This window comes from Gordonia aichiensis NBRC 108223, assembly GCF_000332975.1.
In the GTDB taxonomy this organism is placed as follows: Bacteria; Actinomycetota; Actinomycetes; order Mycobacteriales; family Mycobacteriaceae; genus Gordonia; species Gordonia aichiensis.
Genome location: NZ_BANR01000052.1, coordinates 1 through 3,176, shown reverse-complemented (window position 1 = coordinate 3,176; position 3,176 = coordinate 1). Strand labels below are relative to the sequence as shown.

3 protein-coding genes are annotated in these 3,176 nt (G+C 61.3%); 1 reads left to right on the top strand and 2 read right to left on the bottom strand.

Features of this window, described 5'->3' with window-relative positions:
* Positions 1 to 151: 151 nt before the first annotated feature.
* Positions 152 to 811: a hypothetical protein gene (locus GOACH_RS22225; protein WP_005180332.1), complete on the bottom strand. Its 660-nt coding sequence runs from the start codon at positions 809 to 811 to the stop codon at positions 152 to 154.
* 180 nt (positions 812 to 991) lie between these two features.
* Between GOACH_RS22225 and GOACH_RS22220 the strand changes: the two genes are divergently transcribed.
* Complete coding sequence (locus tag GOACH_RS22220; protein WP_005180330.1) at positions 992 to 2,395, top strand: amino acid permease; 1,404 nt, start codon at positions 992 to 994, stop codon at positions 2,393 to 2,395.
* 132 nt (positions 2,396 to 2,527) lie between these two features.
* On the opposite strand, the gene GOACH_RS22215 is transcribed toward GOACH_RS22220, so the two are convergent.
* Positions 2,528 to 3,176, bottom strand: a 649-nt coding sequence (locus GOACH_RS22215) for an MBL fold metallo-hydrolase (protein ID WP_040519588.1), incomplete at its 5' end; no start/stop codon positions are given.

Sequence of the window (3,176 nt, the reverse complement as noted above, 5' to 3'; positions counted from 1 at the left end):
CCCCGATCGGCATATCGACAGGAGCCATCATCACCTTGCCGGTCTCGGCGAACGGCTCATCACGGACGACCACTTCGCGAGAGAACACATCCTGATTCAACTCAATGAGTCCTGCGGGCTCAACCCTTCGAACGGAGTTCAGCGTCTCGCTTTACGTATCAGCGGCCCGGTTCGCGACGAACACACCGGTGCCCCAAGCGATCAGCGCGAATCCGAGCACCATTCCGTGCACGATCCGCAGCGAACCCGGCACGAAGAACATCGGCAGGAACACGACCAGGCCAACACCCGAGACGGCGGCCGCGCATCGGGTGGCCGTTGTCCAGCCACTACTCGCACGAGTCGCTCGCACGATCACGACGACGCCGACCGCAGCGAGAAGAATCCAACCGATCGCGAACGTGGTCATCGGCGCTACGCCGTACCGGAACCCGTCGGCGATAGCCAGGACGCCATAGTCGTGGTTGTCGCGCGCCCATTCGCCCGCCGCAGTCAGCGCGAAAGCCTCGGCACCGTAGTACGGCAGGAGGAATGACACAGCCAACCATCCGGTCAACTCGACCCCTCCGCCCCAGCCCTCCAGAAACCTCAGGGCCACCGCGACCAGCACAAACCCGGCCATGGCGCACATGTGCGCAGCAGCCCACGTCCACGTGGCGAAAGCCTCCGCACCCTGGAGACCTTCTTCAGGCCCGAATCCGCGCATGGCCGGATACAGCACGAACAACACGCCGGCTGCACCCAGAGCTAGCGGCGACACGGAGTGCGCCGATCCGTCCACACGCACCGCACGCTGACTGACAAGTGACATGCGATCACCCTAGGTAGTAGAGAGCACCGATCTCTCAATTAGAGAGCAGTGCTCACTATTCGTCAAGCTCCCATCCGTGTGCACTCTCAATACGGCCTCGGTGACAGGGACCACATCGGACACCGTTAGATTGAGCCGTTGACCCCTCAGCAGTGCTAAGAACCTAGGAGATGCCCACCCATGGCGGTGGAATACGACATCACCCGTACGTCCGGTGAGAACGACGAAGGCTATCAACGCGGACTCACGAGCCGCACCGTCCAGATGATCGCAATCGGCGGCGCGATCGGAACCGGACTGTTCTACGGTTCGGGCGGTGCGATCGAAAAGGCGGGCCCCGCCCTCATCCTCGCTTATGCACTCGCAGGTCTCGCGATCTTCATCGTGATGCGTGCGCTCGGCGAACTGCTCATCTATCGACCCATCTCTGGCGGCATCAGCGAATACGCCGACGAGTTCCTCGGCAGGTTTGCCGGATTCAGTCAGGGCTGGACCTACTGGGCCGTGTGGACAACTACCTGCATGGCAGAGATCACGGTGGCAGGCAAATATATCAACTACTGGTGGCCATCGATTCCCGTCTGGGTCACTGCAATGGTCGCGCTCATCGCCCTGTTCACCGCCAACCTGATCTCCGTCGGGCTGTTCGGACGGGCAGAGTTCTGGTTCTCGGCGATCAAGGTGACAGCGATCCTCGGCATGATCATCGTGGGTATCGGTGTGCTGCTTCCCATTTCAGGACTCGGACCTGACGAAGGTCCGTCGGTCACCAATCTCTGGAACGACGGCGGCTTCTTCGCCACGGGATTCAGCAACGCTCTGCTCAGTCTGCAGATCGTGATGTTCGCCTATGTCGGCGTCGAGTTGGTGGGCGTCACAGCCGGCGAGGCCCAGAACCCCCGTGTCACTCTGCGCAAAGCCATCAACTCGGTACCGTTCCGCATCGGGGTCTTCTACGTCGGAGCGCTCGTCGTGATCTTGTCGGTGCGCAGTTGGCGTGACTACCACGCGGGTGAGAGTCCGTTCGTCTCGGTCTTCTCCTACATCGGCATTCCCGGCGCCGCAGGCCTGGTCAACTTCATCCTGCTCACCGCCGCGCTCTCGTCGTGCAACTCCGGTATCTATTCGACCGGCCGTATGCTGCGTTCGCTGGCCCAGCGTGGCGACGCGCCGCGGGTGATGGAGCGACTGTCGGAGCGCAAGGTCCCGATCGCGGGCATCGTCCTCAGTGCTGCTGTGATGGCCATCGGTGTGGTGGTCAACGTCATCGATCCGGCACACGCATTCACCTACATCACGTCCGTTTCGACGGTGGGCATCATCGTGGTCTGGGGCACGATCCTCGTGTGTCACATGGTCTATCGGAGGCGCGTGGCGCGCGGATTGCTGCCGGCGTCGGACTATCGCGTGCCCTGGGCACCGGTGACAACGACGGTGTCACTGGCCTTCCTCGTCCTGGTCTTCGTCCTGCTGTTCTTCGACAAGGACGGACGCGTGGCGCTGATGGTCGGAGCGGCATGGTTCGTACTGGTCGGAATCGGCTACCTGGCATGGTCGCGCTCGATGCGCAGACAGCCGAGCTGAACTTAGCCGCTGGCGGCCACGGCACCACGCACTTAGCCATCGTTCGGCTAACAGCGGGCCTAGAGCAAGCACCGACGCCAACCGACTTCCCGAAGGCCGACTTCTTTTAAGAGGTTCACGCGGGCTACTCATTCACGCGACGACGATCTCCTGGAGATCGTGACCAATCGTCACCGGCCCGCCGTACCCTATCTGTGCCCACTTTTTCCACTGAACCGGGTCGAGCGGATCAACCGCACTGTCAGCGATGTGCGACAGCACGAGTTGCTTGGCGCCCGCACGTTCCGCGACCGCACCAACCATCTGTACTTCGACGTGCGACTCGAGCAAATGGTCCCGCAATGCGCCGGGCATGTCTACGCCCCGCACGTTGATCGCCTCGTGGATCAACACGTCGGTCCCTTGAGCAAGGTTGACCAGGTTATCGGATTCTCGTGTGTCGCCCGACAAAGTGATCGACCCGTGATCGGTGTCAAATCTGAAGGCAAACGCAGGAAAGACCGGGCCATGGGGAACAAGCACAGCAGTCACCTTCACTCGGTCATCTTCAACAACCGTAAAAGGGGACATGCGAGGTGCGGTATTCAGGTAGCCTGCACCCACGTCTGGAAGTTCGATGTCGTGGACTTCCATCAATGCCGTGATGTCACGAATCCCTGAGTCACGCAGGAAGATGTTTTCGCTGTGCGCATACGCTTCGACAAGTCGATCAGTCATCTCTCGGGTGCCGGGCGTCGACGACTGTGGAGCGACCGTAGGTACGGTTGCTCCACCAAACGGG

Excerpts from the sequence above, each read along its gene's own strand:
- GOACH_RS22220 (WP_005180330.1), top strand. The coding sequence starts at position 992 with ATGGCGGTGGAATACGACATCACCCGTACGTCCGGTGAGAACGACGAA.
- GOACH_RS22225 (WP_005180332.1), bottom strand. The coding sequence starts at position 811 with ATGTCACTTGTCAGTCAGCGTGCGGTGCGTGTGGACGGATCGGCGCAC.